26 protein-coding genes are annotated in these 26,938 nt (G+C 61.1%); 15 read left to right on the top strand and 11 right to left on the bottom strand.

What is annotated here, in order from left to right:
• Positions 1–201: 201 nt before the first annotated feature.
• Positions 202–720: a glycine cleavage system transcriptional repressor gene (locus tag BFQ03_RS06180; protein ID WP_065942689.1), complete on the top strand. Its 519-nt coding sequence runs from the start codon at positions 202–204 to the stop codon at positions 718–720.
• 222 nt (positions 721–942) lie between these two features.
• Here BFQ03_RS06180 and rarD read toward each other — a convergent pair whose 3' ends face one another.
• From rarD to BFQ03_RS06160, 4 genes are all read right to left on the bottom strand, one after another.
• A complete protein-coding gene (rarD, locus tag BFQ03_RS06175) occupies positions 943–1,827 on the bottom strand; it encodes an EamA family transporter RarD (RefSeq protein ID WP_032858597.1) in 885 nt (294 codons plus the stop codon).
• A 209-nt stretch (positions 1,828–2,036) separates the two neighbouring features.
• Positions 2,037–3,011, bottom strand: coding sequence for a serine/threonine protein kinase (locus BFQ03_RS06170; RefSeq protein ID WP_032858595.1), 975 nt, complete (start codon positions 3,009–3,011; stop codon positions 2,037–2,039).
• Between the two features lie 176 nt (positions 3,012–3,187).
• Positions 3,188–3,952: a TOBE domain-containing protein gene (locus BFQ03_RS06165; protein ID WP_032858594.1), complete on the bottom strand. Its 765-nt coding sequence runs from the start codon at positions 3,950–3,952 to the stop codon at positions 3,188–3,190.
• A gap of 65 nt (positions 3,953–4,017) precedes the next feature.
• A complete protein-coding gene (locus BFQ03_RS06160) occupies positions 4,018–4,755 on the bottom strand; it encodes a ComF family protein (protein WP_032858592.1) in 738 nt (245 codons plus the stop codon).
• Between the two features lie 92 nt (positions 4,756–4,847).
• On the opposite strand from BFQ03_RS06160, the gene bioB reads away from it, so the two are divergent.
• From bioB to BFQ03_RS06110, 10 genes are all read left to right on the top strand, one after another.
• Positions 4,848–5,903: a biotin synthase BioB gene (bioB, locus tag BFQ03_RS06155; protein WP_029296913.1), complete on the top strand. Its 1,056-nt coding sequence runs from the start codon at positions 4,848–4,850 to the stop codon at positions 5,901–5,903.
• Between the two features lie 145 nt (positions 5,904–6,048).
• Positions 6,049–7,227, top strand: coding sequence for an 8-amino-7-oxononanoate synthase (gene bioF / locus BFQ03_RS06150; protein WP_065942688.1), 1,179 nt, complete (start codon positions 6,049–6,051; stop codon positions 7,225–7,227).
• On the top strand, positions 7,220–7,951 hold the full coding sequence (locus BFQ03_RS06145) for an alpha/beta fold hydrolase (protein WP_032858588.1): 732 nt from the start codon (positions 7,220–7,222) through the stop codon (positions 7,949–7,951). The genes bioF and BFQ03_RS06145 overlap by 8 nt, the downstream gene beginning before the upstream one ends.
• Positions 7,944–8,756, top strand: a complete 813-nt coding sequence (gene bioC / locus BFQ03_RS06140; RefSeq protein WP_065942687.1) for a malonyl-ACP O-methyltransferase BioC — start codon at positions 7,944–7,946, stop codon at positions 8,754–8,756. The genes BFQ03_RS06145 and bioC overlap by 8 nt, the downstream gene beginning before the upstream one ends.
• Positions 8,753–9,433, top strand: coding sequence for a dethiobiotin synthase (bioD, locus tag BFQ03_RS06135; protein WP_032858585.1), 681 nt, complete (start codon positions 8,753–8,755; stop codon positions 9,431–9,433). The genes bioC and bioD overlap by 4 nt, the downstream gene beginning before the upstream one ends.
• Positions 9,434–9,540: 107 nt before the next feature.
• The gene (locus BFQ03_RS06130) at positions 9,541–9,822 is read left to right on the top strand and encodes a hypothetical protein (protein WP_029296904.1); all 282 of its coding nucleotides are present in this window, start codon (positions 9,541–9,543) and stop codon (positions 9,820–9,822) included.
• A 287-nt stretch (positions 9,823–10,109) separates the two neighbouring features.
• Entirely contained in the window at positions 10,110–11,915 is a 1,806-nt protein-coding gene (locus BFQ03_RS06125; RefSeq protein WP_029296902.1) for a phenylacyl-CoA dehydrogenase, read from the top strand.
• A gap of 207 nt (positions 11,916–12,122) precedes the next feature.
• A complete protein-coding gene (locus tag BFQ03_RS06120; RefSeq protein WP_032858583.1) occupies positions 12,123–13,415 on the top strand; it encodes a GGDEF domain-containing protein in 1,293 nt (430 codons plus the stop codon).
• A gap of 90 nt (positions 13,416–13,505) precedes the next feature.
• A complete protein-coding gene (locus tag BFQ03_RS06115; RefSeq protein ID WP_065942686.1) occupies positions 13,506–15,290 on the top strand; it encodes an acyl-CoA dehydrogenase C-terminal domain-containing protein in 1,785 nt (594 codons plus the stop codon).
• Between the two features lie 142 nt (positions 15,291–15,432).
• Positions 15,433–17,211 carry an acyl-CoA dehydrogenase C-terminal domain-containing protein gene (locus BFQ03_RS06110; protein ID WP_065942685.1) on the top strand — a complete coding sequence of 593 codons (1,779 nt, stop codon included), beginning with the start codon at positions 15,433–15,435 and terminating at the stop codon, positions 17,209–17,211.
• 226 nt (positions 17,212–17,437) lie between these two features.
• Here BFQ03_RS06110 and BFQ03_RS06105 read toward each other — a convergent pair whose 3' ends face one another.
• Positions 17,438–18,358 carry a LysR family transcriptional regulator gene (locus BFQ03_RS06105; RefSeq protein ID WP_032858579.1) on the bottom strand — a complete coding sequence of 307 codons (921 nt, stop codon included), beginning with the start codon at positions 18,356–18,358 and terminating at the stop codon, positions 17,438–17,440.
• 206 nt (positions 18,359–18,564) lie between these two features.
• Here BFQ03_RS06105 and BFQ03_RS06100 point away from each other — a divergent pair, with 206 nt between their 5' ends.
• The 4 genes from BFQ03_RS06100 to BFQ03_RS06085 all read left to right on the top strand — a co-directional run bounded on the left by BFQ03_RS06100 (position 18,565) and on the right by BFQ03_RS06085 (position 21,005).
• The gene (locus BFQ03_RS06100; RefSeq protein ID WP_065942684.1) at positions 18,565–19,845 is read left to right on the top strand and encodes an aspartate aminotransferase family protein; all 1,281 of its coding nucleotides are present in this window, start codon (positions 18,565–18,567) and stop codon (positions 19,843–19,845) included.
• A gap of 233 nt (positions 19,846–20,078) precedes the next feature.
• Positions 20,079–20,444, top strand: a complete 366-nt coding sequence (locus BFQ03_RS06095; protein WP_032858575.1) for a type II toxin-antitoxin system RelE/ParE family toxin — start codon at positions 20,079–20,081, stop codon at positions 20,442–20,444.
• A complete protein-coding gene (locus tag BFQ03_RS06090; protein ID WP_032858574.1) occupies positions 20,428–20,748 on the top strand; it encodes a helix-turn-helix domain-containing protein in 321 nt (106 codons plus the stop codon). The genes BFQ03_RS06095 and BFQ03_RS06090 overlap by 17 nt, the downstream gene beginning before the upstream one ends.
• A 98-nt stretch (positions 20,749–20,846) precedes the next feature.
• Positions 20,847–21,005, top strand: coding sequence for a YqaE/Pmp3 family membrane protein (locus BFQ03_RS06085; RefSeq protein ID WP_032858573.1), 159 nt, complete (start codon positions 20,847–20,849; stop codon positions 21,003–21,005).
• A gap of 4 nt (positions 21,006–21,009) precedes the next feature.
• Here the strand turns inward: BFQ03_RS06085 and pqqE are convergent, their stop codons facing one another.
• From pqqE to pqqF, 6 genes are all read right to left on the bottom strand, one after another.
• Positions 21,010–22,161: a pyrroloquinoline quinone biosynthesis protein PqqE gene (gene pqqE / locus BFQ03_RS06080; protein ID WP_032858572.1), complete on the bottom strand. Its 1,152-nt coding sequence runs from the start codon at positions 22,159–22,161 to the stop codon at positions 21,010–21,012.
• Positions 22,133–22,408: a pyrroloquinoline quinone biosynthesis peptide chaperone PqqD gene (gene pqqD, locus BFQ03_RS06075; RefSeq protein ID WP_032858571.1), complete on the bottom strand. Its 276-nt coding sequence runs from the start codon at positions 22,406–22,408 to the stop codon at positions 22,133–22,135. The genes pqqE and pqqD overlap by 29 nt, the downstream gene beginning before the upstream one ends.
• Positions 22,405–23,157 (bottom strand): pyrroloquinoline-quinone synthase PqqC, encoded by a 753-nt coding sequence (pqqC, locus tag BFQ03_RS06070; RefSeq protein ID WP_032858569.1) that lies wholly within the window; start codon positions 23,155–23,157, stop codon positions 22,405–22,407. The genes pqqD and pqqC overlap by 4 nt, the downstream gene beginning before the upstream one ends.
• Positions 23,158–23,265: 108 nt before the next feature.
• Complete coding sequence (pqqB, locus tag BFQ03_RS06065) at positions 23,266–24,177, bottom strand: pyrroloquinoline quinone biosynthesis protein PqqB (RefSeq protein ID WP_032858567.1); 912 nt, start codon at positions 24,175–24,177, stop codon at positions 23,266–23,268.
• 75 nt (positions 24,178–24,252) lie between these two features.
• Entirely contained in the window at positions 24,253–24,327 is a 75-nt protein-coding gene (gene pqqA / locus BFQ03_RS06060; protein WP_003194766.1) for a pyrroloquinoline quinone precursor peptide PqqA, read from the bottom strand.
• A 162-nt stretch (positions 24,328–24,489) separates the two neighbouring features.
• Positions 24,490–26,889, bottom strand: coding sequence for a pyrroloquinoline quinone biosynthesis protein PqqF (gene pqqF / locus BFQ03_RS06055; RefSeq protein WP_065942683.1), 2,400 nt, complete (start codon positions 26,887–26,889; stop codon positions 24,490–24,492).
• Positions 26,890–26,938 lie beyond the last annotated feature (49 nt).

Genomic DNA, 26,938 nt, shown 5'->3' with positions numbered 1-26,938 from the left:
GTTCCAGATAAATATAAAAATGGTACACGATTTGTTTTTCGCTTAGCCAAATCCCCTGTAGGAGCGAGCTTGCTCGCGAAAAACTCAAGTGCGCCGCGTACATCCAGGATGCCCGCGTCATCGCTAGCGATTTTCGCGAGCAAGCTCGCTCCTACATGCAGGTGCCTATAATCGAGTATTCATCACCAGAGGACTGTTGCCATGGACCATCTCGTACTCACCGTCATCGCCGCCGACAAACCCGGTGTGGTCGAACGTGTTGCCCACTGCATTGCCGAACGCGGTGGCAACTGGCTGGAAAGCCGCATGGCCCATATGGCCGGGCAATTTGCCGGGATCCTGCGGGTCAGTGTGCCGATGGAAAACCGCAGCGAATTGGTCAGCGCCCTGGAGGACCTATCCACCCATGGCATTCGGGTGCTGGTGGGTGAGAGCAGTGGCGGGCAGGCGAGCGCGAGCAAGCCGATCCTGATGACCCTGGTGGGCAATGATCGGCCAGGCATCGTGCGCGAAATCACCGCGCTGTTGAGCAAGCAAGGAGTCAACCTGGAACGCCTGAGCACCGACGTGCGTCCGGCGCCAATGAGCAGCGACCCGTTGTTTCACGCCGAAGCTGCGCTGGCGGTGCCCTCCACCCTGGCATTGGATGAGTTGCAGGCTGCGCTGGAAACCCTGGCCGACGATTTGATGGTGGAATTGCAACTGCGCAGCGAGGAATAACCGTCCACAGGGTTGTTCATGGAAATCTTGCATGGGCCTGTGGATAAGCTGTAGAGACCCGGCGCCAGGCCACGCCGGCCGGGGCTCTCCGTGCGCTGAGCAAAAAACGAGCAATTTCAACGGCTTGTGCACAAACACCGGGGATCAGGCTGTGGATAACCTTGGGGTGAAAGCCTGCAAGCCACGCCGGCTGTGGCATGCAGGGGTTTGTACGTTATTTGATCAGCGTTTGCGCAGGCTCAGCCATGCATCAACGCTGTAGACCGCCAGCCCGGCCCAGATAAACACGAACGCCACCAGGCTGGCGGGGGTCATGTGTTCGCCGAACAGCAATACGGCTTGCAGCAGCACCAGGGTCGGCGCCAGGTACTGCAGGAATCCCAGGGTGGTGTACGGCAAATGCCGCGCAGCGGCGTTGAAGCAGACCAACGGGATCAAGGTCACCGGGCCTGCGGCTACCAGCCACCAGGCCTCGGAGGTGCTCCAGAACGCCATATTCGCGCTGTGGGCTGTCGGATTGAGCAGCAACCACGCTAGGGCAATCGGCACCAGCATCCAGGTTTCCACCACCAACCCCGGCAGCGCCTTGACCGGCGCCTGCTTGCGGATCAAGCCATAGAAGCCAAAGGTCAGCGCCAGTACCAGCGACACCCACGGCAAGCTGCCGACCTGCCACACCTGTTGCGCCACACCCACGGCGGCCAGCCCGACGGCCACCCATTGCAGGCGGCGCAGGCGTTCGCCGAGGATCAGCATGCCCAGCAGCACGTTGACCAGCGGGTTGATGTAGTAACCCAGGCTGGCTTCGAGCATGCGCCCACTGTTGACTGACCACACATAGGTCAGCCAGTTGCCCGCGATCAACGAGCCGCTCAGCGCCAGGATCGCCAGACGCTTGGGGTTGTCCCGCAGTTCACGCCACCAGCCGGGGTGTTTCCACACCAGCAACAGCAAACCGCCGAACAGCGCCGACCACAGCACGCGGTGGACGATGATTTCGGCAGCCGGCACGCTGGCGATGGCTTTGAAGTAGAGCGGGAACAGGCCCCAGATGATGTAGGCACTCAGGCCCAGGATGTACCCGCGACGCGGGTTGGCGGCTTGCATGCAGAATCCTTGCATAGGCAGCTAACAAAGCCGTGATTGTAAGGAAATTTGTCTATCGATGGGTTGGCTTTTTGTAGGAGCGAGCTTGCTCGCGAAAAACCTGAGGGCACCGCTGGGTGTCAGGTTTCCCGCGTTATCGTTAACGACCTTCGTCGGAACGCCGCCCGGAGACAAGCACGCTCCTACATGCTGAGCGCGCGTGATTTCATTTAAAACAACTTCAACGGTTCTTCGTTAAGCGCCGACAATTGCTCGCGCAGCGCCAGCACCTGGTCGCCCCAATACCGCTCGCTGCCAAACCACGGGAAGCTGTGGGGGAACGCCGGGTCATCCCAGCGCCGTGCCAGCCACGCGCTGTAATGCATCAGGCGCAAGGCGCGCAAGGGTTCGATCAGCGCCAGCTCGCGAGGGTCGAAATCGTGGAACTCCTGGTAGCCGTCCATCAGTTCCGACAGTTGCCCCAGGCATTCCTGGCGATCACCGGCGAGCATCATCCACAAATCCTGCACCGCCGGGCCCATGCGGCAGTCGTCGAGGTCGACGATATGGAACATCTCGTCGCGGCACATCATGTTGCCGGGGTGGCAGTCGCCGTGCATGCGGATGTTCTTGTGCGGCGTGGCGCTGTACACGTCTTCCACGCGCTTGAGTAGGTCGCGGGCTACGGACTCGTAGGCGGGCAACAGGCTCTTGGGAATGAAATTGCCTTCGAGCAGGGTGTTCAGGGAGTCATGGCCGAAGTTCTTCACGCCCAGGGCTTCGCGGTGTTCGAAGGGACGGGTGGCACCGACCGCATGCAAGCGTCCGAGCAACTGCCCGAGGCGGTACAACTGATCAAGATTGCCCGGCTCCGGCGCCCGGCCACCACGGCGGGGAAACAGGGTGAAACGAAAACCCGCGTGTTCGAACAGGCTTTCGCCGTTATGGATCATCGGGGCCACGACCGGCACTTCGCACTCGGCCAGTTCGAAGGTGAAGCGGTGTTCTTCGAGGATCGCCTCGTTGGTCCAGCGCTGGGGCCGGTAGAACTTGGCGATCAGCGGTTCGCTGTCTTCGATGCCGACCTGATAGACGCGGTTTTCGTAGCTGTTGAGCGCCAATACGCGGGCGTCGCTGAGGAAGCCGATGCTTTCGACAGCGTCAAGAACCAGGTCGGGGGTCAATGTTTCAAACGGGTGGGCCATGCGAACTCCTGCGCGCAGCAGGTCGCCGCGTCCGGCCGGGTATGGTAGCGCACCGGGCTGGAGATAGGTGGTGTGTGTACTATCGCCTTCGCGAGCAAGCCCGCTCCCACAATGTTTCTGTGTACACCGGTCAAATGTGGGAGCAGGCTTGCCCGCGATGAGGCCCTAAAGATCACCTAAACCGGCGTGCCCAACAGCACATTGCTCGGCGCAAACTGCACCTGTACCCGCGTGCCTTCACCCGCCCCCAGCGCCTTGAGCTGCTCGGGCGCCGCCAGTGCACACAGCACCAGCCCATTCGGCAAGACAATGCGCACCTCACTGGGACCATCATCGGCATCAAGAATGGCCTCGACCACGCCGCCCATGCAGTTAAATCCAGGCTCAGGTGCCAGGTCCGCCGCGATCAACTCCAGCCAGCCGGCCTTGATCAGCGCGACCACCTCAGTGCCAATTTCCAGCTCCAGGCGCAGGGTGCTGTCATGGGTGATCTGTGCATCGAGGGTCAGGCCACCGGCCAGTTCCAGGCGCACCCGATCATTACGGCCATGGCTATCGATGGCGATCACCTGGCCATGCAATTGGTTACGCGCGCTGGTGCGCAGCATCAGGCGGCCCAGCAGGTTGAAGTCGCTGGCGTCTTCAGCGGCCTCCAGTACCTGGGCTTGCAGGGTTTGCAGGCGCTGATACAGGCGCAACACCCGCTCACCCTCTGCCGAGAGCCGCGCACCGCCGCCGCCCTTACCGCCGACGCTGCGTTCGACCAGGGGTTTTTGCGCCAGGTTGTTCAATTCATCGATGGCATCCCACGCGGCCTTGTAGCTTAAACCGGCGCTTTTCGCGGCGCGGGTAATGGAGCCCTGTTCGGCGATATGTTGCAGCAAGGCGATGCGCTGCGGGCGACGGACGATATGTTGGCTCAACAGAGACGGTAAAGGCATGGCGAACGGCTGCACACTGGCTTGGAATGCACAGGACGTTGCGGGCAGGCGTCGCCAGAGTCAAGTCATGTGCCGGGCTTGGGTGTGCGCGCCAGGCAATACACGTCGACCTGGCGCGCGCCGGCGTCCATCAGCAAGCGCGCCAGGCTGTGGGCGGTGGCGCCGGTGGTCAGCACATCATCCACCAGCGCCAGATGTTGGCCCTGGACCCGCGCGCCGGGTGCCAGGGCAAAGGCCTTGAGCAGGTTGCGCTGGCGCTGCTTGGCGTCCAGTTGCTGCTGGGCGATGGTGTCATGGGGGCGTAGCAGCGCCTGTTCATCCAGGGGCAGGTCGAGGTCCTGGCTCAGCCAGCGGGCGAGCATGGCGGCCTGGTTGTAACCGCGTTGGCGCAAGCGTTTGGTGGCCATCGGCACCACCAGCAAGCGCTCGGGCCGTGACAGTTCGGCATTGTCGAAGCGGTGTTGCAGGCATTCTCCCAACAGGCTCGCCAGCAAATGCCCCAGGGGCCATTTGCCCTGGTGCTTGAAGCGGCTGATCAGGCTGTCCACGGGAAAGTGGTAGGTCCACGGCGCCACCACTTGGTTGAACGCGGGCGGTGACCGCTGGCATTGGCCGCAGATCAGCCCGCTGGCTGGCAAGGGCAGGGCACACACCTGGCAGCCCTGTGTCAGCCACGGCAGGTCGATTTCGCAGGCGTTGCACAACGTCGCGGCCGAGTCAGTGGCTTCATCACAGATCAAACAGATTTGATTGCTTTTTAACCAGATGTAAACCTTGTGTTTGTAGTCAGGTTGACAGTGCATGAATCTTCCTTAAATATGCCGAGCATCCGTGTCGTGCCTGTGGGTATTGCCCTTCCCACAGCGCTTGCCCAAGCATAAACAAGGAATCGCCCATGAGCGCCAGCCTCACTGCCACCTTGCGTCACGACTGGTCTTTGGCCGAAGTCAAAGCCCTGTTCGTCCAGCCGTTCAATGACCTGCTGTTCCAGGCGCAGACCGTGCACCGCGCGCATTTCGATGCCAATCGGGTGCAGGTTTCCACGTTGCTGTCGATCAAGACCGGTGCCTGCCCGGAAGATTGCAAATATTGTCCGCAGTCGGGCCACTACAACACCGGCCTGGAAAAAGAAAAGCTGATGGAAGTGCAGAAAGTCCTCGAAGAGGCGGCACGTGCCAAGGCTATCGGCTCGACCCGCTTCTGCATGGGCGCCGCCTGGAAGCATCCATCGGCCAAAGACATGCCCTATGTGTTGCAGATGGTCAAAGGCGTGAAGGCCATGGGCCTGGAAACCTGCATGACCCTGGGTCGTCTGGACCAGGACCAGACCGAGGCCCTGGCCCAGGCAGGCCTGGACTACTACAACCACAACCTGGATACGTCGCCGGAGTTCTACGGCTCAATCATCACCACCCGCACCTATAGCGAGCGCCTGCAAACCCTGGCGTATGTGCGTGATTCGGGGATGAAGATCTGCTCGGGCGGCATCCTCGGCATGGGCGAATCCCTGGACGACCGCGCCAACCTGCTGATCCAGTTGGCCAACCTGCCGGAGCATCCGGAATCGGTGCCGATCAACATGCTGGTGAAGGTGGCGGGTACGCCGCTGGAGAATGCCGAGGATATCGACCCGTTCGACTTTATCCGCATGCTCGCCGTGGCGCGCATCCTGATGCCGCAATCCCATGTGCGCCTGTCCGCCGGCCGTGAAGCGATGAACGAGCAGATGCAGGCCCTGGCGTTCTTTGCCGGCGCCAACTCGATTTTCTACGGCGACAAATTGCTGACCACCGCCAACCCGCAGGCGGACAAGGACATGCAGCTGTTCTCACGCCTGGGCATCTTGCCGGAAGCCCGTGAAGAGCACGCCGATGAGGTCCACCAGGCGGCGATTGAGCAGGCGTTGGTCGAGCAGAAGAGCAGCGAGCAGTTCTACAACGCTGTCGTCTGATTGAAACGCCATCCAAATGTGGGAGCGGGCTTGCCCGCGATCAGGGAGAGTCAGTCAAGACATTAGCTGACTGACACACCGTAATCGCGGGCAAGCCCGCTCCCACATTTTTGATCGAGTTCAATCCCTTGAATATGAGGCCAGCATGTCTTTCGATCTCGCCGCGCGCCTCGCTGCCCGCCGTACCGATAATCTCTATCGCCAACGCCCGCTGTTGCAAAGCCCGCAAGGCCCGCAGGTGGTGGTGGACGGCCAGCCGTTATTGGCCTTTTGCAATAACGATTACCTGGGCCTGGCCAATCACCCACAAGTGATCGAAGCCTGGCAGGCTGGTGCTGCCCGTTGGGGCGTGGGCGGTGGCGCCTCACACTTGGTGGTCGGCCACAGCACGCCGCACCATGCGTTGGAGGAGGCATTGGCCGAATTCACCGGGCGCCCGCGTGCCTTGCTGTTCACCACCGGTTATATGGCCAACCTCGGCACCGTCACCGCGCTGGTGGGGCAGGGTGATACGGTGCTGGAAGACCGGCTCAACCACGCGTCCCTGCTGGACGCGGGTTTGCTGTCTGGTGCGCGGTTCAATCGTTATTTGCACAACGATGCGGCCAGCCTGGCCACACGCCTGGAAAAAGCCTGCGGCAATACCCTGGTGGTTACCGACGGCGTTTTCAGCATGGACGGTGACCTTGCCGACTTGCCGACCCTGGCCCGCGAAACACGGGCTAGGGGCGCCTGGCTGATGGTTGATGATGCCCACGGCTTCGGCCCGCTGGGCGCCAAGGGTGGTGGGATCGTCGAACATTTCGGCCTGAGCCAGGAAGATGTGCCGGTATTGGTCGGCACCCTGGGTAAGGCGTTCGGTACCGCGGGGGCGTTTGTTGCCGGCAGCGAGGAACTGATCGAAAGCCTGATCCAGTTTGCCCGCCCCTACATCTACACCACCAGCCAGCCGCCGGCGCTGGCCTGCGCCACCCTCAAAAGCCTGGAGTTGCTGCGCAGCGAACACTGGCGGCGTGAGCATTTGAATGCGCTGATCCGCCAGTTCCGCGAGGGTGCCGAGCAGATCGGCTTGGAGTTGATGGACAGCTTCACACCGATCCAGCCGATCATGATTGGCGACAGTGCTCGGGCGGTGCGTCTGTCGCAGATGCTGCGTGAGCGCGGGATCATGGTCACGGCAATCCGCCCGCCCACTGTGCCGGCTGGCAGTGCCCGTTTGCGCGTGACCTTGAGTGCCGCCCACAACGAGGCGCAGGTGCGACTATTGTTAGACGCACTGGACGAGTGTTTCCGCTTGTCAGGCCGGGAGTCCGACCATGCGTGACCGACTGATATTACTTCCCGGTTGGGGCCTGGGCGTATCGCCACTGGAGCCCCTGGCTGCTGCCCTGCGTGGTCTGGATGAGCATCTGCGGGTGGATATCGAGCCGTTGCCAGCGCTCGCCGGCAGCGATCTTGATGAATGGCTCGACGAACTCGACGCCACCTTGCCAGATAACGTCTGGCTGGGCGGCTGGTCCCTGGGCGGGATGCTCGCGTCCGAGTTGGCGGCACGGCGCGGTGAACGCTGCTGCGGCTTGCTGACCTTGGCCAGCAACCCCTGTTTTGTTGCCCATGAGGGCTGGCCCAGCGCAATGCCGGCTGAGACCTTTGATGCGTTCCTGGCCGGTTGCCATGCCGACTCGCAAGTCACCCTCAAACGCTTCGGCTTGCTGTGTGCCAAGGGCACGCAAGACCCACGGGGCATTGCGCGCTTGCTGGTCAGCAGCGCGCCGGCTACCCCGTCCAGCATGTTGATGACCGGCCTTGAACTGCTCGCACAACTGGACACCCGCGAGGCCTTGCAGGCTTTTCGTGGTCCGCAGTTGCATCTGTTTGCCGGCCTGGACGAGCTGGTGCCCTGTGAGGCGGCAACCGAGTTGCTGAAGTTGTTACCTGATGTTGAGATCGGCCTGATTGAACAAGCCGGCCACGCTTTCCTACTGGATAACCCCCATGGAGTGGCGGGGGCGATCCAGGCTTTCTTGCATGAGTGCGGTGATGACTGATTTGTCCCATCCTCCACTGCCGGGCGCCTTGCCCGACAAGCGCCAGGTCGCGGCGTCGTTTTCCAGGGCGGCGGCCAGTTATGACAGCGTTGCCCAGTTGCAGCGTGACGTCGGCGGCGAGTTGCTCAGGCGCTTGCCGTCGTCGCTACTGCCCGGGCGCTGGCTGGACCTGGGCTGCGGCACCGGGTATTTCAGTCGCGCATTGAATGGGGCGTTTCCCCAGAGCCAGGGCCTGGCGCTGGATATCGCCGAAGGTATGCTCCATCACGCGCGACCCTTGGGCGGTGCCGAGCATTTTATCGCCGGGGATGCCGAACGCTTGCCGTTACAGGATGGCCGTTGTGAGTTGATCTTCTCCAGCCTGGCGGTGCAGTGGTGCGCGGACTTCACCGCGGTGCTCAGTGAAGCCCGACGCGTATTGCAGCCTGGCGGGGTGCTGGCGTTTGCCAGCCTGTGCGTCGGTACGCTGGATGAGCTGCGCGAAAGCTGGCGGGCGGCGGACGGCCTGGTGCACGTCAATCGCTTTCGCCCGTTCAGTGCTTATCAACAGCTGTGCGCCGCCAGTGGTTTGCGCGTGGTGAGCCTGGAACAGTGCCCCCACGTGCTGCATTACCCGGATGTGCGCAGCCTGACCCACGAATTGAAAGCATTGGGGGCGCACAATCTGAACCCGGGGCGCCCCGGTGGCTTGACGGGCCGGGCGCGGATTGTTGCACTGGTGCAGGCCTATGAGCAGTTCCGCCAGGCCCGGGGCCTGCCGGCAACCTATCAAGTTGTGTACGCCGTACTGGAGAAACCATTATGAGCGCTGCCTATTTCATCACTGGCACTGACACCGATGTCGGCAAGACCACCGTCGCCGCCGGCCTGCTGCACGCCGCCCGACAGGCCGGCAAGAGCACCGCCGCCGGCAAGCCTGTGGCCTCTGGGTGCGAAGTGACCAGCCGTGGCTTGCGCAACGCCGATGCCCTGGCCTTGCTGGCCGAGTGCTCGTTGCCGCTTACCTACGCCGAAGTCAATCCACTGGCCTTTGAACCCGCCATTGCGCCGCACCTGGCGGCCCGTGAAGCCGGTGTGGCGCTGACTGTGCAAGCCTTGCTCAAGCCGATGCAACATATCCTCGGCAAGCAAGCAGACTTCACCTTGATCGAAGGCGCAGGCGGCTGGCGCGTGCCGCTGGCCGACCAGGACAACCTGTCAGATCTGGCGAAGGCGCTCAAGCTGCCGGTGATTCTGGTGGTGGGCGTACGCCTGGGTTGCATCAGCCATGCCTTGTTGACCGCCGAAGCCATCGCCCGGGACGGTTTACCGTTGGCAGGATGGGTGGCCAATATCATCGACCCGAAGACCTCCCGTCTGGAAGAAAACCTCGCCACCTTGGCCGAACGCCTGCCCGCGCCATGCCTGGGGCGGGTGCCGAGGCTCAAGCAGCCCACGGCCGAAGCGGTGGCCGAGTACCTGCAATTGGACTTGCTTGATTAGTTTTTCCTAGCGATAAGGCATTATGCCATTAGTGTTATTGACGGGCCTTTTGCCAGATTGTCTGCTTCAATAAGGATTCACGATTTATTGCAAGGCAGGTTCACGCCATGGAAATCTCTGGAAGCAGTGCGTTTTATTCAGGCCTGAGCACGATTCAGGCTGGGCAAAACCGCGTCGACCAGGCCGCCGGCAAAATCGCCAGTGCTGCCACCAGCCAGCCTTCGGATGCGCAGAATGACCGCTTGCAGGCGGTCAATCGCGGCCAGCCGACCAGCTCCGCAAGCAATATGGTGGAACTGGCTGAAGGCAAGCTTCAAGTGGAGCTGGGTGCGAAAGTCGCCAAGGCTTCCGACGAAATGCTCGGCACGTTGATCGACACCTACGCCTGATCCCCCCCAATTCTCCTGTAGGAGCCGGCTTGCCGGCGATTGCGGCGTGCCAGACACACCGCTATCGCCGGCAAGCCGGCTCCTACATTTATCTCCCGTTGAAATTCTGTGCGGCATCACGCTGCAGGCCTCGTCGCGCCTGGCGTTGACCTACGTCATGACAAACGGCATCTGCTGGGCGCTTGACAAGGATTGGTCGTAAACGTATGTTTCAAACAACTGTTTGACCGCTACAACAAATCCACGCGGTTGTTCATTCCAGGATTCATCAGCAGAGGTTTATCGCTATGCCTGACTACAAGGCCCCCTTGCGTGATATTCGCTTCGTTCGTGACGAACTGCTCGGCTACGAAGCGCACTATCAGAGTCTGCCGGCTTGCCAGGACGCTACCCCAGACATGGTTGACGCCATTCTCGAAGAAGGCGCCAAGTTTTGTGAGCAAGTGCTGGCCCCGTTGAACCGCGTCGGTGACATCGAAGGGTGCACCTGGAGCGAGTCAGGCGTTAAAACCCCTACTGGTTTCAAAGAAGCCTACAAGCAATTCGTCGAAGGCGGCTGGCCGAGCCTGGCCCACGACGTGGCGCACGGCGGCCAAGGCCTGCCGGAATCCCTGGGCCTGGCTGTCAGCGAGATGGTCGGTGAAGCCAACTGGTCGTGGGGCATGTACCCAGGCCTGTCCCATGGCGCGATGAACACCATTTCCGAGCACGGTACCCCCGAGCAGCAAGACGCCTACCTGACCAAACTGGTCTCGGGCGAGTGGACCGGCACCATGTGCCTGACCGAACCGCACTGCGGCACCGACCTGGGCATGCTGCGCACCAAGGCCGAGCCTCAGGCCGACGGTTCCTACAAAGTCTCCGGGACCAAGATCTTCATCTCGGCCGGTGAGCACGACATGGCCGACAACATCGTCCACATCGTACTGGCCCGCCTGCCGGATGCTCCGGCTGGCACCAAAGGTATTTCGCTGTTTATCGTGCCTAAGTTCCTGCCCAACGCCGATGGTTCGGTGGGTGAGCGCAACGCGGTGTCCTGTGGCTCCCTGGAACACAAGATGGGCATCCACGGCAACGCCACCTGCGTGATGAACTTCGACGCGGCCACCGGTTACCTGATCGGCCCGGCGAACAAAGGCCTGAACTGCATGTTCACCTTTATGAACACCGCTCGCCTGGGTACCGCGCTGCAAGGCCTGTCCCATGCCGAGATCGGTTTCCAGGGTGGCCTGAAATATGCGCGTGACCGCCTGCAGATGCGTTCCCTGACTGGCCCGAAAGCGCCGGACAAGGCCGCTGACCCGATCATCGTCCACCCGGACGTGCGTCGTATGCTGCTGACCATGAAAGCCTTCGCCGAAGGCAACCGTGCGATGGTGTACTTCACTGCCAAGCAAGTGGACATCGTCAAGTACGGCACCGACGACGAAGCCAAGAAACAGGCTGATGGCCTGCTGGCCTTCATGACTCCAATCGCCAAGGCGTTCATGACCGAAGTCGGTTTTGAATCCGCCAACCACGGCGTACAGATCTACGGTGGCCACGGCTTCATCGCCGAGTGGGGCATGGAGCAGAACGTTCGCGACAGCCGCATCTCGATGCTGTACGAAGGCACCACCGGCATCCAGGCGCTGGACCTGCTCGGCCGTAAAGTGCTGATGACCCAGGGCGAAGCGCTCAAGGGCTTCACCAAGATCGTGCACAAGTTCTGCCAGGCCAACGAAGGCAATGCAGCGGTCAGCGAGTTCGTCGCACCGCTGGCGGCACTGAACAAGGAATGGGGCGAGTTGACCATGAAGGTCGGCATGGCTGCCATGAAGGACCGTGAAGAAGTCGGTGCCGCCTCCGTGGACTACCTGATGTACTCCGGTTATGCCTGCCTGGCTTACTTCTGGGCCGACATGGCGCGCCTGGCTGCCGAAAAACTGGCTGCCGGCACCAGCGAAGAAGGCTTCTACACCGCCAAGCTGCAGACTGCGCGCTTCTACTTCCAGCGCATCCTGCCGCGTACCCGCACCCACGTAGCAACCATGCTGTCGGGTGCCAACAACCTGATGGACATGAAAGAAGAGAACTTCGACCTGGGCTACTAAGCCCCGGCGGGTTCACTGCCAAGCCGCCGCTCTTTCGGGAGCGGCGGCTTTTTTGTGGACGGGTGAAAAAACCTGAGTGGCACGCTCAGGGATTACGCCTTGCTGCCGTTACAGTGATGGCAATGTGATGCAGGTCACATTGAATGTGCTTAACTGTGAACAGTGAAGGCACTGTGCCATCTTTTTTTGTGGGTCGGAGCTTTACCCTTGTCGCGCGCGTCTGCTGTACGTTTCAGTCATTTCCTACCATCGTTGCTGTTATTGCTGGCGGGGTTGTCGGCTGCTTACGTCAAGGACCTCAACGTCTTCTTCACCTCCTTGTTCAACGTCCTGCCGACCCTGGTGTTGCTGCTGGGCGGTGCCTATTGCGCGGTGTACCGCAGGCAGCGTGAGCTGTTCCTGATGATTACCGTGTACGTCGCCTACTTCTTGCTGGATACCCAGACGGATTTCTACCGCGACCATGGCCGCGTGCGTGAAGACGCCGCCGTGGTGTTTCATCTGGTGTGCCTGCTCCTGCCGATGTTGTTCAGCATCTATGCACTCTGGCAGGAGAAGACTCACTTGTTCCGCGACTTTGTCGCACGCTGCGCGGTGCTGCTTGCCGTAGGCAGCGTGGCCTTGGGCCTGGAGCAGAGTTATCCGGGGCCGTTGCTCAACTGGCTGGCGGAGATTCGCTGGCCTGCGTTGCATGGCGCGTGGATGAGTCTGATCCAGCTGTCGTACCCGATGTTCCTGCTGGGTTTTGTCGCACTGGCAGCCCAGTACTGGCGTGAGCCTCGGCCGTTGCATGCCGCGCAGTTGGTGGGGTTGCTGGGGATGTTCTGGATGTTGCCGCAGACTTTTATCCTGCCGTTCACCCTGAACATCATGTGCAGCCAGGTGATGTTGATGATCGCCGCGGGTGTGGCCCATGAGGCCTATCAGATGGCCTTTCGCGATGAACTCACCGGCCTGCCGGGGCGCCGGGCCCTCAACGAGCGCATGCAGCGCCTGGGGCGCAACTATGTGCTGGCGATGAGCGACGTCGATCACTTCAAGCGTTTCAACGACACCCACGGCCACGACGTTGGCGACCAGGTGCTACGGCTGGTGGCCAGCAAGCTGTCGAAAGTCAGCGGCGGTGGCCGGGCCTATCGGTATGGCGGCGAAGAGTTTGCCGTGGTGTTTGCCGGCAAGACCCTGGATGAATGCCTGCCGCACCTGGAAGAAATTCGCGAGATCATCGCCAATTACCACATCAAGTTGCGCAACCAGGACAACCGCCCCCAGGACGATCACCAGGGGCGTCAGCGCCGTTCGGGTGGCGGTGATTCCAGCGTGTCGGTGACCGTGAGCATCGGCGTCGCCGAGCGCCAGGCCGAGCAACGCACCCCGGAAGAAGTGCTCAAGTCTGCGGACCAGGCGCTGTACAACGCCAAGGGCGCCGGGCGTAACTGCGTGGTGGCCGCCGGCCAGAACCGCCGTGGCGCGGTGCGTATGCAGGGCGCTGCCGGTTGAGTGATGGCGGTGTATTCAGCGCCTGTACAGTGATTGTCCAGGGCCATCGGCAGCAGTAGGTTGAAGCCATCTGCCGCCGGAGACATCACCATGCCTGCCTATAAAGCTCCCCTGCGCGACATGCGCTTTCTGATCGATCACGTGTTTGACTTCCCTGCTCATTACGCTGCCCTGGGGGCCACCGAGGCCAGCCCGGATATGGTCAGCGCGATCCTCGAAGAGGGCGCCCGGTTCTGCGAAAACGTGCTGGCCCCGTTGAACCGTCCAGGTGATGAAGAGGGCTGCCATTTTGACAACGGCGTGGTGACCACACCCAAAGGTTTCAAGGAAGCCTTCGCGCAATACGTCGAGGGCGGCTGGCATGGCCTGGCAGCGGATCCGGCCTACGGCGGCCAAGGTCTGCCGTCTTCCCTGGGCTTGGTGCTCAGCGAGATGATCGGCTCCAGCAACACCTCCTGGGGCATGTACCCTGGCCTGACCCACGGTGCCATGTCGGCGATTCACGCCCACGGCACCGCAGAGCAGAAAGACACCTACCTGAGCAAACTCACCGCCGGACAGTGGACAGGCACCATGTGCCTGACCGAAGCCCACTGTGGCACCGACCTTGGCATCATCAAGACCCGCGCTGTGCCCCAGGCCAACGGCAGCTATGCGGTGACCGGTAGCAAGATCTTCATCTCTGCCGGCGAGCACGACATGAGTGAAAACATCATCCACCTGGTGTTGGCCAAGTTGCCGGACGCGCCTGCTGGCACCAAGGGGATTTCGCTGTTTATCGTGCCCAAGTTCCTCGCCGATTCCGGCGCGCGCAATGGGGTCAGTTGCGGCTCCATCGAGCACAAGATGGGGATCAAGGCCTCGGCCACCTGCGTGCTGAATTTCGATGGTGCCGAGGGCTACCTGATCGGTGAGGCCAACAAGGGCCTGAACTGCATGTTCACCATGATGAACCATGCGCGCCTGGGCACGGGCATGCAGGGGTTGTGCCTGGGTGAAGCGAGCTTCCAGGGCGCGATCAAGTACGCCAACGACCGTCTGCAGATGCGCGCCCTGACGGGCGCCAAGGCCCCGGAAAAACCGGCGGACCCGATCATCGTGCATCCCGATGTGCGGCGCATGTTGCTGACCATGAAGGCCTTCAATGAAGGTAACCGCGCCCTGACGTACTTCACCGCACAACTGCTGGATACCGCGCACCTGAGCGACGACCCGCAGCAGCGCCAGCAGGCTGAGGATCTGTTGGCGTTCCTCACCCCGATCTGCAAAGCCTTTATGACGGAAACCGGCCTGGAGGTGACCAACCACGGCATGCAGGTGTTTGGCGGCCACGGGTTTATCCGCGAATGGGGCATGGAACAGTTGGTGCGCGACTGTCGGATCGCACCGATCTATGAAGGCACCAACGGCATCCAGGCCCTGGATTTGCTGGGGCGCAAGGTGCTGGGCAGCCAAGGCAAGCTGCTGCGCGGCTTTACCAAAATCGTGCATAAGTTTTGTGCGGCGAATGCCGAGCATCCACAACTCAAGGCCCAGGTCGCGCAGCTCAATGAGTTGAACCAGCAATGGGGCGAGTTGACGACCAAGGTCGGCATGGCCGCGATGAAAAACCCCGATGAAGTCGGTGCTGCGGCCCTGGATTACTTGATGTACAGCGGCTACATCATCCATGCCTACCTGTGGCTACGCATGGCGCTGGTGGCCCAGGCGCAGTTGGATGCAGGCCAGGGCGATGCGGACTACGCCCGTGGCAAGTTGGCGACCTGCGAGTTTTACTTCAAGCGTCTGTTGCCGCGCACCAGTGCCCATCGTGCGGCGGTGGAGGCGGGCAGTGATTGCTTGATGAGTCTGCCTGCCGAGATGTTCGCCCTGTAGCGGTAGGAGTGAGGGTTGCGTGACTGAAAAATACTTGTCGGTCACAAGCAGACCCTATGTGTCACAAAAGTTGTTCGGTTACACTCAGGGTCTGTGAAACCGATCCTACCGAATCACTTTTAACGTTCCTACGAGGTTTGCCATGGCTGACTACAAAGCGCCGCTGCGCGATATGCGCTTCGTCCTCAACGAAGTATTCGAGGTTGCCAAGCTGTGGGCGCAATTGCCGGCCCTGGCCGAGACCGTCGACGCCCAAACCGTCGAGGCAATCCTTGAAGAGGCTGGCAAAGTCACGGCCAAGACCATCGCCCCGCTGAGTCGCAACGGGGACGAGGAAGGTTGCCGCTGGGACAGCGGCGTGGTCACCACCCCGGCCGGCTTCCCCGAAGCCTACAAGACTTATGCCGAAGGTGGCTGGGTGGGCGTAGGTGGCGATCCGGCCTACGGCGGCATGGGCATGCCCAAGGCCGTGTCGGCCCAGGTTGAAGAAATGATCAACTCATCGGGCCTGGCGTTTGGCTTGTACCCGATGCTAACGTCCGGCGCCTGCGTATCGATCAATACCCACGCCAGCGATGAACTTAAAGCCACCTACCTGCCGAATATGTACTCGGGCGTGTGGGCTGGTTCCATGTGCCTGACTGAACCTCATGCCGGCACCGACCTGGGGATTATTCGTACCAAGGCTGAGCCTCAGGCGGACGGTTCCTACAAGGTCAGCGGAACCAAGATCTTTATCACCGGTGGCGAACACGACCTCACCGAAAACATCATCCACCTGGTGCTGGCCAAGTTGCCGGACGCTCCAGCGGGGCCCAAGGGCATTTCGCTGTTCCTGGTGCCCAAGTTCATGGTCAATGCCGATGGCAGCCTGGGGGCACGTAACCCGGTGACCTGTGGTTCGATCGAACACAAGATGGGCATCCAGGCCTCCGCCACCTGTGTGATGAACTTCGACGAAGCCGTCGGCTACCTGGTGGGCGAGCCGAACCGTGGCCTGGCGGCGATGTTCACCATGATGAACTACGAGCGCCTGGGCGTCGGCATCCAGGGGCTGGCGACTGGCGAGCGCTCTTACCAGAACGCTGTGGAATACGCGCGTGATCGCCTGCAAAGCCGCTCGCCGACTGGCCCCAAGGCCAAGGACAAGATCGCCGACCCGATCATCAACCACCCTGATGTGCGGCGCATGTTGCTGACCATGAAGGCGGCGAACGAAGGCGGTCGTGCGTTCTCCACTTATGTGGCGATGCAACTGGACACCGCCAAGTTCAGCGAAGACGCCGCGACCCGCAAGCGCGCGGATGACCTGGTGGCGCTGCTGACCCCGGTTTCCAAGGCGTTCCTCACGGACCTGGGCCTGGAAACCACCGTGCACGGCCAACAGATTTTTGGCGGCCATGGCTATATTCGTGAGTGGGGCCAGGAGCAGTTGGTGCGTGACGTGCGTATCACCCAGATCTACGAAGGCACCAACGGCATCCAGGCGCTGGACTTGATGGGGCGCAAGATCGTTGGCAGCGGCGGGGCGTTCTACACCCTGTTCGCCGATGAGATCCGCCATTTCATCGCCACCGCAAGCAGCGACCTGGCCGAGTTCACCCAACCGCTGGGTGTTGCCGTCGATGAGCTCGATACCTTGACCGCTTGGGTGCTGGATCGCGCCAAGACCAACCCGAATGAAATCGGCGCGGCCTCGGTGGAGTATCTGCACGCCTTTGGCTACATGGCCTACGCCTACATGTGGGCACTGATGGCCAAGGCGGCCTTGGGTAAAGAAACCGAGGAAGATTTCTACGCCAGCAAACTGGGGACGGCGCGCTTCTACTTTGCCCGCCTGCTACCGCGAATTCACTCCCTGAGCGCCTCGGTGAAGGCCGGTAGTGAATCGCTGTTCTTGCTGGACGAAGCACAGTTCTAAGCGGGGAGGGCGTGTAAGCATTCTCTTACATGACGTGCTGCTAATCGTCCTCTATCGCAAGATTGGATCCACAGCTAATCTACTTCACATGGACGTCGCGCAGGAAGCGCAAAGCAACAACAGGGACACGTAGGATTCTGCCAGGATGGCGGAGTGAAATGGATGTCAGGGAAACAGTCTGCAAAGCCCCGCTTCGGCGGGGTTTTCTTATTGCCCGTGAAAAAGTTCAAGCCAGCCCGTCTACCGTGGCCGCCGGTCCATGCGGGCCATTCATCACGTCTTCGAGCAAGGTGCGCAGTAGTTCAAGCGTTGCCTGCTGCCTTTGTATATCCCGGCACACCAATCCGACCTTCAGCGGTACCCGTGGCTCACTCAAGGGTTTCCACAGGAGCGCCTGGCTGCTGTGTTCGTCCTGTGAGCGGCCGGGCAGAACGGTTGCCAGCCGGGTATGGGGCAGGCTGTCGAGAATCCCCACCATGGTGTTCAGTTCCGCCTGGACCTGTGGCCGGCGCCCCAGGTTCGCCAACTGCGCCTGCCAGATCTGTCTGACCTGGAACTCTTCCCCCAGTAACAGCATGGGCAACTCCGCCGCTTGCTTGAGGGAAACCTTCTTGAATTCACGCAAAGGATGGTCAGCCGGGATGACTACTTTCAGTTCATCTTCATACAGCAATACGCCGTGCAGACCGGGCTGACGCGCGGGCAGGTAACTGATGCCAATGTCCAGAGAACCATTGAGCAGGCGGCGTTCGATCTCCAGGCCCGTCAGTTCGTAGATCTGCACCACCAAGTGTGGCTGGGCTTTACGCACACGTTCGAGCATCTGCGGCACCAGGCTGGTATGCACGGTTTGCAGCACGCCGATGGCCAGGGTACGCAGCGCCTGGCCCTTGAAGTGTCGCAGGGCCTCGACGGCTTGCTGCATGCCATCGAGCAACGGCAGGGCGTGGTTGTACAACGTGTGGGCGGCCAGGGTCGGCAACAGGCGCTTGCTGCTGCGTTCGAACAGGCTCACGTCCAGGTGCTGCTCCAGCTGGCGGATCTGCTGTGACAGCGCCGGCTGGGAGATCGACAGGCGCTCTGCGGCCCGGCCGACATGGCCTTCTTCGTACACCGCGACGAAATAACGCAGTTGCTTGAAATCCATAAGTAACGCTTATCGAAAAAGCTGGAAAATCGAAATGGCTGTACGCCCTCAAGGCGCCTAGTCTAGCGCCTATTCAAAGGGCTTACAGGGCCAAGACGCGCGATGAATACCGTTTACAGTGATGGTGTTTACATAGGCAAGGCAAAAAACCACTGGCCGAGCTCCCGCCAACCTGAGGTTGCCAACCGCCTGTGGGGTGTGCAGGCATGAACCTGTTCAACCTGCGCCGCCCGGCACCCAGCCTGGATGATCTGCTACTGGACACGAAACCCTCGATGCTGCGCGATGAGCTTTCCAGCCAATCCCTGATGCCGACCGTGGCCCGTCCGCCGCAGGTTTTCGTACGTGGCCAGGGTTCCTGGCTGTGGGACAGCGAAGACCGTGCCTACCTGGACTTTACCCAGGGCGGTGCTGCCAACAGCCTCGGCCACAGCCCTTCGGTACTGGTGCGCGCATTGGCCGACCAGGCGCAGGCGCTGATCAACCCCGGCATAGGGCTGCACAACCGCAGCCAATTGAACCTGGTGGAGCGCCTGTGCCACAGCACCGGCAGCGACCAGGCCTACCTGCTCAACAGCGGTGCAGAAGCCTGCGAGGCGGCCATCAAGTTGGCGCGCAAGTGGGGCCAAGTGCACCGGGGCGGAGCCTATCGAATCATCACCGCGAGCAACGCCTGCCACGGCCGCAGCCTGACCACGCTGGCGGCCTCGGCGGGGGCTGGTGACAATCGTTTCGAACCGCAACTGCCGGGCTTTTGCCATGTACCGTTCAACGATCTGCCAGCCTTGCATGCCGCAGTCGATGCGCAAACCGTGGCGATCATGCTGGAGCCGATCCAGGGCGAAGCCGGTGTCATCCCGGCCACCGAGCATTATCTCAAGGGGGTTGAGCGCTTGTGTCGGGAGCTGGGCATTTTGTTGATTCTCGACGAGGTGCAGACCGGGATGGGCCGCTGCGGCACCTTGCTGGCCGAACAACGCTACGGCGTGCGCGCCGACATCGTCACCCTGGGCAAGGGATTGGGCGGTGGGGTGCCATTGGCTGCCCTGCTGGCTCGCGGCAAAGCCTGCTGCTTTGAACTGGGTGAGCTGGAAGGTACCCATCACGGCAATGCCCTGATGGCTGCTGCTGGAGTTGCCGTGCTCGAAAGCGTGCTGAGCCACGACTTCCTCGAACACGTGCGTGATACCGGCCAGTACTTGGGCGAAGGCCTGGCGCGCCTTGCCCACCGCTACGGCCAGGGCGAACTGCGAGGGCATGGCCTGTTGTTGGGCCTGAGCTTGTCAGATGATTCGGCAGATGCGGTGGTAAAAGCGGCGCTTTATGAGGGCCTTATCCTCAATGCCCCACAACCCAACTGCCTGCGCTTTACCCCGGCACTGACGTTAAGCAAGAGCAATATCGACGAAATGCTACTGCGCCTGGCTCGCGCATTCTCCCGCGTGCACAGCGCCCAACTGCAATGCCGCAAGGGCATCGCGGTTTAACCCTTTTTCCTGAACCGTCTCGCGGTATACGCAGCGCCTCCAGCTTGATTTTTTTGGCTGGGGGCGTTTTTTTGTGTGTCATTTCTGGATTGAAAAGGATGCTTGAGGCTTATCGAGAAAAATGGCTTTTTAGCGAGCACCGGCAGGGAGTGCCGGTAGGGCGCAAAGATTTTTTGTGAGCCCTATTTCTAATCTGTACCACTGGGTGGTATGTTTATGGGGAAGGGATGCCTATGAAGCTGCGACTATTCAAAAGCCGGCATTTTGCTGATGCCGCCAGCAAGGCCTGGATCTGCGATTCGGAATTAGGAGAGGCATTTGGCGAAATGCTCAGGGGCCAGGCGGACAATCTGGGCGGTGGAGTCTGGAAGAAACGCCTCAATCACAACCGGCATCGTTCCATCGTCCTGGCGAAGGGCAGGCATTACTGGGTTTACCAGTTTCTGTTCGCCAAGCAAGATCAAAGCAATATCAGTCACAAGGAATTGACTGGGTTTCGGGCGTTGGCAAAGGCCTATGAAGGCTTAAACGAAATACAGATCCAGCAATTACTGGATCTCAGGGAGTTTGTGGAGATACATCATGACCAGAAAATATGAAAGCCAAGCGCTGGAGTCCATTCACCAATCGGCCAGCGCGCTGCATTCGATTGGCGCCATCAGCAAGACCACCCTTCGTGAATTCGATGAGCTGTGCATTGCGCCTGTACCGGCACAGATACCTGCCGACCAGATCAAGCAACTGCGCGAGCGCAGTCATGTCAGCCAACCGGTGTTCGCCCGTTACCTGAACACCAGCGCCTCGACAGTCAAGCAATGGGAATCCGGTGAGAAGCAGCCCAGCGGCATGGCGCTCAAGTTGCTGAGTATCGTGCAAAAGCATGGGTTGGATATCCTTGCCTGAGGAAGATGGCCCCGTGCCAGATTCTACTGAACCCTCGCGCACGCCCAGGGTCGATTAGCTGTACGGCTCACACGAGCCGATTTTTCGGAGCTGAACCCATGGATATCATTCGTATCATCATCGCCATTCTGGTGCCGCCACTGGGTGTGTTCCTGCAAGTGGGTTTCGCCGGCGCGTTCTGGCTGAATCTTCTGTTGACCCTGTGCGGCTACATCCCAGGCATCGTGCATGCGGTGTACATCATCGCCAAGCGCTGATCGGTCAGCCTTTGGCGATCAGCCGGGAGTTTCGCTCATTGCGAAAAGCCAGTTGCTCGATGGTCTGCGTGGCGTGTTCGGCTTCAAGACGGGCATTAAGGATGATGCCGTGGTCGGCGGATTTGCTGCACACCGGGTCAGCATTGCTGGCATCCCCCGTGAGCATGAACGCCTGGCAGCGGCAACCGCCGAAGTCCTTTTCCTTCTCGTCGCACGAGCGGCAGGGCTCGGGCATCCAGTCATAACCACGAAAGCGGTTGAAACCAAACGAGTCGTACCAGATGTGCTGCATGCTGTGATCGCGCACATTGGGAAACTGCACCGGCATTTGTCGGGCACCGTGACAAGGTAGGGCGGTGCCGTCTGGTGTGACTGTCAGAAAGATGCTGCCCCAACCATTCATGCAGGCCTTTGGGCGTTCCTCGTAATAGTCCGGCGTGACGAAAATCAGCTTGCACGGATGCCCTTCGGCTTCCAGCTTGGCGCGGTATTCGTTGGTGATGCGTTCGGCGCGGGTCAGTTGTTCCTGGGTTGGCAGCAGGCCAACGCGATTGAGTTGCGCCCAGCCGTAGAACTGGCAGGTAGCGAGTTCGACAAAATCTGCTTCAAGGGCGAGACACAGCTCGATGATGCGATCGATCTTGTCGATATTGTGTCTGTGGGTAACGAAATTCAGCACCATCGGATAGCCATGGGCTTTGACCGCCCGGGCCATTTCCAGCTTCTGCGCGAAAGCTTTTTTGGAGCCGGCCAGCAGGTTGTTCACCTGTTCGTCGCTGGCCTGGAAGCTGATCTGGATATGGTCCAGGCCCGCCTTCTTGAAGTCGCTGATCTTTTGCTCGGTCAGGCCGATACCGGAGGTGATCAGGTTGGTATAGAACCCCAGCTTGCGCGCTTCGCTGATCAGTTCGGCGAGGTCCTGGCGCACCAGCGGCTCACCACCGGAAAACCCCAGTTGTGCCGCGCCCATTTCCCGGGCCTCGCGAAACACCTTGATCCACTGTTCGGTGCTCAACTCTTTGCCCTGCTCGGCGAAGTCCAGCGGGTTGGAGCAGTACGGGCACTGCAACGGGCAGCGATAGGTCAGCTCGGCAAGCAACCATAGCGGCAGGCCAATCTCGGGCTTTTCAGGCAAGTTCGATCCAGTGCTCTGCACGCGCCACCTCCATGAATTGCTCGATGTCTTCACCGAGTTCGGGTACGCCGGGGAATTGCTGCTCCAGCTCGCCAATGATGGCCGCCACACTGCGCTCTCCGTCGATCAAGCCACCAATCAACGCGGCGCTGTCATTGAGCTTGATCATGCCTTCGGGGTACAGCAACACATGGCCCTTCTGCGCCGGCTCGTACTGGTAGCGGTAGCCCTGGCGCCAGGTCGGTTTTTTGCTGCGGTCGAAACTCATAGGGTGATCCCTTTATGCCAGACCCGCTGCGCAGTCACGCTGTGATAGGGCGGGCGGTTCAGTTCGTAGGCCATGCTCATGGCATCGAGCATGCTCCAAAGAATGTCGAGTTTGAACTGGAGAATCTCCAGCATCCGCTCCTGGCCGGCGCGGCTGGTATAGTGCGCAAGCGTGATCGCCAGCCCGTGCTCGACATCCCGTCGGGCTTGGCCCAGGCGGGTGCGGAAATACTCATAGCCGGCAGGATCGATCCACGGGTAATGCTGGGGCCAGCTGTCGAGGCGCGATTGGTGGATCTGTGGGGCAAACAGCTCGGTCAGCGAACTGCTGGCTGCTTCTTGCCAACTGGCCCGGCGGGCGAAGTTGACGTAGGCATCGACGGCAAACCGCACGCCGGGCAACACCAGCTCCTGGGAGCGCAGTTGATCCGGGTCCAGGCCCACCGCCTGGCCCAGGCGCAGCCAGGCTTCGATGCCGCCGTCTTCGCCGGGGGCGCCGTCATGATCGAGCAGGCGCTGGATCCACTCGCGGCGGACTTCCCGATCCGGGCAGTTGGCAAGGATCGCGGCGTCCTTCAGTGGGATATTCACCTGGTAGTAGAACCGGTTGGCGACCCAGCCTTGGATCTGCTCGCGGGTGGCGCGGCCTTCATACATCGCCACGTGGTAGGGGTGATGGATATGGTAGAAGGCGCCTTTGGCTCGCAAGGCCTGTTCAAACTCGGCGGGGGTCAGCGGTGTATCGGTCATTGGGGCTCTCCGTTGTAGGAGCAAGCTTGCTCGCGATGGTCGTTAACGATGACGTGGGCATTGTGGATAAATGCGTTGCTCTTACGTTTTTCGCGAGCAAGCTCGCTCCTACAGTTTGATGCTCATGCCGTCGTAGGCTACTTCCACGTTGCGCCGCGCCAACTCGGCCCGTTCGGGCGAGTCCTCGTCGAGGATCGGGTTGGTGTTGTTGATGTGGATAAGCACCTTGCGCTGCTTGGGCAATTGCTCCAGCACTTGCAGCATGCCGCCGGGGCCGTTCTGTGCCAGGTGGCCCATTTCGCGGCCGGTACGGGTGCCGACGCCACGCCGTTGCATTTCATCGTCATCCCACATCGTGCCGTCCACCAGCAGGCAATCGCTGCCTGCCATGATCTCCAGCAACGGCGCGTCGACCTTGCCCAGGCCAGGGGCATAGAACAGCTTGCCGCCGGTGCGCAGGTCTTCGACGATCAAGCCGATATTGTCACCGGGGTGCGGGTCGAACCGATGGGGCGAGTAGGGCGGCGCAGCGCTGCGCAGGGGCAGCGGGGTGAAGCGCAGGTTGGGGCAGGCAGGGACGGTGAAGCTGGTATCCAGCTCGATGCGCTGCCAATCCAGGCCACCATTCCAGTGGGTCAGCATGGTGAACAATGGGAAACCGGTGCTCAGGTCTTCATGGACCATGTCGGTGCACCACACCTGGTGCGGGCAGCCTTCGCGCAGGCTGAGCAGGCCAGTGGTGTGGTCGATCTGGCTGTCCATCAGGATGATTGCGCTAATCCCGGTATCGCGCAGGGCTCGGCCCGGTTGCATCGGCGCAAAGCCCTGCAATTGGGCGCGGATATCCGGCGAGGCGTTGCACAGCACCCAATTCACGCCATCGTCGGACAGGGCGATGGACGATTGGGTGCGCGCCTGGGCGCGCAGGCTGCCGTCGCGAAAGCCGGCGCAGTTCACGCAGTTGCAGTTCCACTGTGGGAACCCACCACCGGCAGCCGAACCTAGAATCTGGACAAACATCGCCGCTCCTTCACACAAGACTCAAAATAAAAACGCCCCGGCGAGCCGAGGCGTTGCATTGCAATACAAAAGCAATCAGCGGCTGGCGAAGTACATGGTGACTTCAAAACCGATACGCAGATCAGTGTAAGCAGGTTTGGACCAAGTCATATTCATACTCCTACGAAGGGATGGGACGTTTACTACCAAGTAATACATATAGTCCACCTCCAGGCGGAGATGTTCAGATGTGTGTGGGAATATTACTCATTTCTCGTCGAGCTAGCGCTGTCTTGGTGGAAAAAGCCTGTTGCAGCATCAGCAACGATCAGCTCATAGCTGCCAGGGATCGCCCACCGCAGCCCCATTGGCCAGGCAGAGCCAGCCGCCGGCGGCTTGGTTGAGTTGTTGCGCCGCGTTGATCAACTGCTGGCGTGTGCGGGTCTGGATCAACTGTTGCAACTGCTCAAGATAGTCCGCGCCATGCCCTGCCAGGCGGGCCTGCCAGAGCCATTCGGCGGCTTGGGGTATCGGCAGTGCGTGTGGCGAAAACTGCTCGGCCAGGGCCGCGTTGCCCATGTTCTCGTCGGCATTGATCAAGGCCGGCAGTTGCATGAGGAAGGCCCGGATGTGAGTGAGCAACCCCTCAAGCGCCACGCTGGGCGACTGTACGCCAAGCAGCAAGCCGGTTTGCCCATTGAGCTGTCGGATACCGCTGAATACGGCGTAGCCCACTTGCAGCTCGACGCGCAGGCGCTGGTAGAACGGGGTCTGGGCCAGGTGGGCGAGCAATCGCCAGTCGGCCTCGTCGGCGAGAGACTGGCTCGGTGCCGGGCAGAACAGCAGCAAGGCGGCTTCATCGCCAGCGGTGTTTACTGTTTGCCAGCGATGTTGGCCGTTGATGGGCTGGGTCTTGTGTTCAACGTCGGCGCATTGTCCGGGCAGGCGTGCCGCCGCACTTTTGATCGCCATTTCACAGGCGGCCGGCAGGCCGACGCCCAGGCCTTGCCAGTGGGCGGTGGCCCACAGGTCGGGTAACACGTTGAGATCAGCGATGAGCCCGGTGTCCGCAGTAGAGGCCGGCAATGCCTTGAGCAATTCGCGAATGGCCATCTGTGGTGCCGGGCTGGCAGGCGTCTCTTGCCAAAGGCTCGCGTCGGGTTGAGCCAGGTCGCGTGCCAGTTGTTCGACGATGAGTGGCATGGGCTCATGCAGCCCGGTCATCCTCAGGAGCCAGTCATTGCCTATGGCCTCGAAGGATATTTCCACGCCGGCCTGACGGGCGTTTTCTCGCAGCGGCTGGAGGCTGCTGGCCAAGCGTGGGAAAAACGCTCCATGCTCGGATGAATCGAACTGCCAGCGCAGGTAAAGGGCGCCTTCGTCATTGTCGTCTGGCAATGCTCTGCTGAACGTCAGGGCTGGCAGGTCCCGTCTGCCACGGGAGCGATCCTGGGCAAAGGTCCGTAACCCGCGATGGGCGCTGGTCTGGCCGCGAATCAGTCCGGGGCGTTGCTCTTTGGATGCCTGTTGCAGGAATGGATTGGCTGGCGGCAACTTCCAGGCTTGTTCGGCGGGCGTCAGGTGCTGTGCATCCAGCATCGCCTGAAGGGTCTGGCAATGCTCTTCGCACAACTGCGGCGTTTCCTGCCGTGCCAGGGCCAGGGCGCCCCGGGTTTGCTGCTGGCGGGCGACCAACAGGGCGTACTCTGCACGCAGCGCAGTCCAATCGCTGTGAGCAAAAAAGCTCAGCCAGTCATTCAACAGTGCTTCGATTGCCGGGGCTTGTTGCGCCCCTTTGGGCCCCAGGGTGAACTCAATATCCAGCAGTGCCTGCCCGGCAAACGCGTACAGCACCTTGGCGTGCAACGCACTCGCCCATCCGCGGGTTTTCAACTCGGCAAGCAAACCGCCCGGCGCCGCAGCATTCAGCCAGGTGCAAAGGAACTGCAATGCTTCACGGGGCGTGTTGCAGGCAATGATGTGATGCAAGCGGTTTTTTTCGAGGTGTGAGTAGCGGTGTTTATCACCGCTCATCAATGCCGGTGGTGCTTGCTGTGGGCGCAGCGGCCCTGGGCGCAGGCTGTCGCCAAAGCGCTGGGCCAGGACTTGCAGCGCCTCCAGCGACTGTGGGCCGGCAAGGCTCAAGGTCATCTGCCCGGTGTGATAGAAACCTTGGTAAAACGTGTGCAACCCTTGTTGAAAGTCCTCGTGTGGAACCGGCAGGCTGTCGCGATTGCCCGCATGGAAACCCCGTAGCGGATGCCCGGCAGCGAGGCCTTCGAGTAGCGCAACCTGATGTTGTGCCTCGGCATCCTGGGACCAGGCGACAAATTCTGCCTGCAGCACTTCACGCTCGCGCAGTTGATCGTCCATGGCCAGGCGCGGCTGAGCGAGCATATCGGCCAGGCGTTGCAGCGCTTCGCCCAATACCTGCTTGGGCACTTCGAAGAAAAAGTCAGTGGTGCGCTCGCGGGTGCTGGCGTTGACCTGCCCACCGTGGCGCTGCACGTAGGCCATCAAGCCATCAGATGCAGGAAAAGCCTCGGTGCCAAGAAACAGCAGGTGCTCCAGAAAGTGTGCCAGCCCCGGCCAGGCCAGCGGCACGTCATGGCTGCCGGCCGCTACCCGCAAGGCTGCTGCACAGCGCTTCAGATGTGGGGCATGACGCAGGGAAACCCGCAGGCCATTGGCCAGGGTCAGTTGCAGGTGATGAGGGTGGGCCGGCACAGGCATGGACACTTCCAGAACGTAGGAAGTGCCTATGCTAGCGCAAAGCGCGGCC

Origin of the sequence: Pseudomonas sp. 25 R 14, assembly GCF_900004755.1 — a bacterium.
GTDB classification, from domain to species: Bacteria; Pseudomonadota; Gammaproteobacteria; order Pseudomonadales; family Pseudomonadaceae; genus Aquipseudomonas; species Aquipseudomonas brenneri.
This window is presented reverse-complemented; position numbering and strand designations above follow the sequence as displayed.

What these genes read in the sequence shown, in the direction of transcription:
- bioC (WP_065942687.1), top strand. Translation starts at nt 7,944, where the DNA reads ATGACTGATTTGTCCCATCCTCCACTGCCGGGCGCCTTGCCCGACAAG.
- bioF (WP_065942688.1), top strand. Translation starts at nt 6,049, where the DNA reads ATGTCTTTCGATCTCGCCGCGCGCCTCGCTGCCCGCCGTACCGATAAT.
- BFQ03_RS06165 (WP_032858594.1), bottom strand. Translation starts at nt 3,952, where the DNA reads ATGCCTTTACCGTCTCTGTTGAGCCAACATATCGTCCGTCGCCCGCAG.
- BFQ03_RS06105 (WP_032858579.1), bottom strand. Translation starts at nt 18,358, where the DNA reads ATGGATTTCAAGCAACTGCGTTATTTCGTCGCGGTGTACGAAGAAGGC.
- BFQ03_RS06160 (WP_032858592.1), bottom strand. Translation starts at nt 4,755, where the DNA reads ATGCACTGTCAACCTGACTACAAACACAAGGTTTACATCTGGTTAAAA.
- pqqB (WP_032858567.1), bottom strand. Translation starts at nt 24,177, where the DNA reads ATGTTTGTCCAGATTCTAGGTTCGGCTGCCGGTGGTGGGTTCCCACAG.
- BFQ03_RS06125 (WP_029296902.1), top strand. Translation starts at nt 10,110, where the DNA reads ATGCCTGACTACAAGGCCCCCTTGCGTGATATTCGCTTCGTTCGTGAC.
- BFQ03_RS06110 (WP_065942685.1), top strand. Translation starts at nt 15,433, where the DNA reads ATGGCTGACTACAAAGCGCCGCTGCGCGATATGCGCTTCGTCCTCAAC.
- BFQ03_RS06095 (WP_032858575.1), top strand. Translation starts at nt 20,079, where the DNA reads ATGAAGCTGCGACTATTCAAAAGCCGGCATTTTGCTGATGCCGCCAGC.
- BFQ03_RS06085 (WP_032858573.1), top strand. Translation starts at nt 20,847, where the DNA reads ATGGATATCATTCGTATCATCATCGCCATTCTGGTGCCGCCACTGGGT.
- rarD (WP_032858597.1), bottom strand. Translation starts at nt 1,827, where the DNA reads ATGCAAGCCGCCAACCCGCGTCGCGGGTACATCCTGGGCCTGAGTGCC.
- BFQ03_RS06090 (WP_032858574.1), top strand. Translation starts at nt 20,428, where the DNA reads ATGACCAGAAAATATGAAAGCCAAGCGCTGGAGTCCATTCACCAATCG.
- BFQ03_RS06170 (WP_032858595.1), bottom strand. Translation starts at nt 3,011, where the DNA reads ATGGCCCACCCGTTTGAAACATTGACCCCCGACCTGGTTCTTGACGCT.
- BFQ03_RS06180 (WP_065942689.1), top strand. Translation starts at nt 202, where the DNA reads ATGGACCATCTCGTACTCACCGTCATCGCCGCCGACAAACCCGGTGTG.
- BFQ03_RS06130 (WP_029296904.1), top strand. Translation starts at nt 9,541, where the DNA reads ATGGAAATCTCTGGAAGCAGTGCGTTTTATTCAGGCCTGAGCACGATT.
- BFQ03_RS06115 (WP_065942686.1), top strand. Translation starts at nt 13,506, where the DNA reads ATGCCTGCCTATAAAGCTCCCCTGCGCGACATGCGCTTTCTGATCGAT.
- bioD (WP_032858585.1), top strand. Translation starts at nt 8,753, where the DNA reads ATGAGCGCTGCCTATTTCATCACTGGCACTGACACCGATGTCGGCAAG.
- pqqD (WP_032858571.1), bottom strand. Translation starts at nt 22,408, where the DNA reads ATGAGTTTCGACCGCAGCAAAAAACCGACCTGGCGCCAGGGCTACCGC.
- BFQ03_RS06100 (WP_065942684.1), top strand. Translation starts at nt 18,565, where the DNA reads ATGAACCTGTTCAACCTGCGCCGCCCGGCACCCAGCCTGGATGATCTG.
- bioB (WP_029296913.1), top strand. Translation starts at nt 4,848, where the DNA reads ATGAGCGCCAGCCTCACTGCCACCTTGCGTCACGACTGGTCTTTGGCC.
- pqqC (WP_032858569.1), bottom strand. Translation starts at nt 23,157, where the DNA reads ATGACCGATACACCGCTGACCCCCGCCGAGTTTGAACAGGCCTTGCGA.
- pqqF (WP_065942683.1), bottom strand. Translation starts at nt 26,889, where the DNA reads ATGCCTGTGCCGGCCCACCCTCATCACCTGCAACTGACCCTGGCCAAT.
- BFQ03_RS06145 (WP_032858588.1), top strand. Translation starts at nt 7,220, where the DNA reads ATGCGTGACCGACTGATATTACTTCCCGGTTGGGGCCTGGGCGTATCG.